The 2,384-nt window shown below is 60.9% G+C and carries 2 protein-coding genes and 1 pseudogene; all 3 read right to left on the bottom strand.

Annotated features, from left to right (window positions below; genetic code table 11):
* Window positions 1-66: 66 nt before the first annotated feature.
* A pseudogene (gene gatB, locus ACIF4X_RS29220) lies at window positions 67-513 on the bottom strand (Asp-tRNA(Asn)/Glu-tRNA(Gln) amidotransferase GatCAB subunit B); the annotation flags it as partial.
* A 10-nt stretch (window positions 514-523) separates the two neighbouring features.
* Window positions 524-1,975 (bottom strand): Asp-tRNA(Asn)/Glu-tRNA(Gln) amidotransferase subunit GatA, encoded by a 1,452-nt coding sequence (gatA, locus tag ACIF4X_RS29215; protein ID WP_095119488.1) that lies wholly within the window; start codon window positions 1,973-1,975, stop codon window positions 524-526.
* Between the two features lie 16 nt (window positions 1,976-1,991).
* The gene (gatC, locus tag ACIF4X_RS29210) at window positions 1,992-2,279 is read right to left on the bottom strand and encodes an Asp-tRNA(Asn)/Glu-tRNA(Gln) amidotransferase subunit GatC (protein WP_007915356.1); all 288 of its coding nucleotides are present in this window, start codon (window positions 2,277-2,279) and stop codon (window positions 1,992-1,994) included.
* Window positions 2,280-2,384: the final 105 nt, after the last annotated feature.

Below are 2,384 nucleotides of genomic sequence, written 5' to 3'. Positions count from 1 at the left end.
CGAGGTTCTACAACCTTACGCCGGCCGCTCGCGACCTTACACCCTGCTCTACCCGCACGGCCGATATGTGCCGGCACGGTTCAGGTCGATGCCGGTGGCGCCGTTGAATTCTTCGTGCAGGCTCTTGCCGGCGTCTTCTTCCAGGTGCGCGCGGGTGATGCCGACGCGTTTGACCGTGCCATCTTCGAGGGCGATGTCCAGGTGGCCTTTACCGACAATCGGCAATTCCATCTGGCTGATCTGGTAACCCTTCGGCAGATCCGGGTAGAAGTAGTTTTTGCGGGCGAACACGTTGTGCTGACCGATCTCGGCGTCAATCGCCAGACCGAACATCACCGCCATGCGCACCGCTTCCTGGTTCAGCACCGGCAACACGCCAGGCATGCCCAGGTCGATCAGGCTGGCCTGGGTGTTCGGCTCGGAACCGAACGTGGTGGAACTACCGGAAAAGATTTTCGACCGGGTAGTGAGCTGAGTATGAATCTCCAGCCCGATCACGACTTCCCATTGCATGTGTGTCTCCTCAGAAGCCGGTTGGGGTGCGGGTGTGCCAGTCAGTGTTGAGCTGATACTGGTGGGCAACGTTCAACAGGCGACCTTCCTGGAAATACGGCGCGAGCAACTGCACGCCCACCGGCAGACCGTCGACAAAACCGGCCGGCATCGACAGGCCCGGCAGGCCCGCGAGGTTGGCGGTGATGGTATAGACGTCTTCCAGATAGGCAGCAACCGGGTCGCTGTTCTTGGCGCCAAGCTTCCAGGCCGGGTTCGGCGTGGTTGGGCCGAGGATGATGTCGACTTCATTAAAGGCAGCCATGAAGTCGTTCTTCACCAGGCGACGGATCTTCTGCGCTTTCAGGTAGTAGGCGTCGTAGTAACCGGCGGACAGTGCGTAGGCACCGACCATGATCCGGCGCTGGACTTCCGGGCCAAAGCCTTCGCCACGGGAGCGCTTGTACAAGTCGATCAGGTCTTTAGGTTGCTCGCAGCGATGGCCGAAACGCACACCGTCGAAACGCGACAGGTTCGAAGAAGCCTCTGCCGGGGCGATCACGTAGTACGCAGGAATCGCGTGCTGCATGTTCGGCAGGCTGATTTCCTTGATCACGGCACCGAGCTTCTGCAGCTCTTTGATGCTGTTCTGGATTAGTTCGGCGATGCGCGGGTCGAGACCGGCGCTGAAGTATTCCTTCGGCACGCCGATGCGCAGGCCTTGCAGCGAATCGCCGAGGCTGGCGGAGTAATCCGGCACCGGCTCATCAATGCTGGTGGAGTCGTTCTGATCGAAGCCGGCCATACCTTGCAACAAGATCGCGCAGTCTTCGGCAGTGCGCGCCAGAGGGCCGCCCTGATCGAGGCTGGAGGCGTAAGCGATCATGCCCCAGCGCGAAACGCGACCGTACGTCGGTTTCAGGCCGGTGAGGTTAGTGAACGCAGCCGGCTGACGGATCGAACCGCCGGTGTCAGTGGCCGTCGCCGCAGGCAACAGACGAGCGGCAACCGCCGCCGCCGAACCGCCGGACGAACCGCCCGGTACGTGTTCCAGGTTCCACGGGTTTTTCACCGCGCCATACCAGCTCGACTCGTTGGCCGAACCCATGGCGAATTCGTCCATGTTGGTCTTGCCCAGAGTCACGGCGCCGGCAGCGGCCAGTTTCGCGACCACGGTGGCGTCGTACGGAGCTTTGAAGTTGTCGAGCATCTTCGAGCCGCAGCTGGTGCGAATGCCCTGAGTGCAGAACAAGTCTTTGTGAGCGATCGGCGCGCCGAGCAGGGCGCCGCTCTCACCGTTGGCGCGGCGGGCATCGGCGGCTTTCGCCTGCTCGATGGCCAGCTCTTCGGTGAGGCTGATGAAACTGTTGAGCTGCGGATCGAGCTGGGTGATACGCGCCAGCAGGACTTTGGTCAGCTCTTCGGAGGAAAACTTTTTATCGGCGAGACCGCGGGCGATCTCGGCCAGAGTCATTTGATGCATTGCAGGCTCTTTCCCTTTAGTCGATGACTTTCGGAACCAGATACAGGCCGTTTTCGACCGCTGGTGCGATGGACTGGTAGGCCTCGCGGTGATTGCTCTCGGTCACGACGTCGGCGCGCAGGCGCTGACTGGCTTCCAGCGGGTGGGCCAGAGGCTCGATTCCGTCGGTATTAACAGCCTGCATTTCGTCGACCAGACCGAGAATGCTGTTGAGAGCGGAAGTAATGTGTGGAAGATCGGCATCATTGAGGCCAAGGCAGGCCAGATGAGCGATTTTTTCCACGTCGGAGCGTTCTAGCGCCATCGGGATTCTCCTGTGGAAAACAGAACGGACGGCGTCACGATGCCGTGACGGTCGTGATCTGGGTCGCAGGCAAAAGCGACGTCGAAACGCTCTTTCAGGCCGATC

Origin of the sequence: Pseudomonas sp. NPDC085632 (assembly GCF_044541255.1) — a bacterium.
GTDB lineage: Bacteria > Pseudomonadota > Gammaproteobacteria > Pseudomonadales > Pseudomonadaceae > Aquipseudomonas.
This window is presented reverse-complemented; position numbering and strand designations above follow the sequence as displayed.

Coding starts and splice junctions, on each gene's coding strand:
- gatC (WP_007915356.1), bottom strand. CDS start 2,279: ATGGCGCTAGAACGCTCCGACGTGGAAAAAATCGCTCATCTGGCCTGC.
- gatA (WP_095119488.1), bottom strand. CDS start 1,975: ATGCATCAAATGACTCTGGCCGAGATCGCCCGCGGTCTCGCCGATAAA.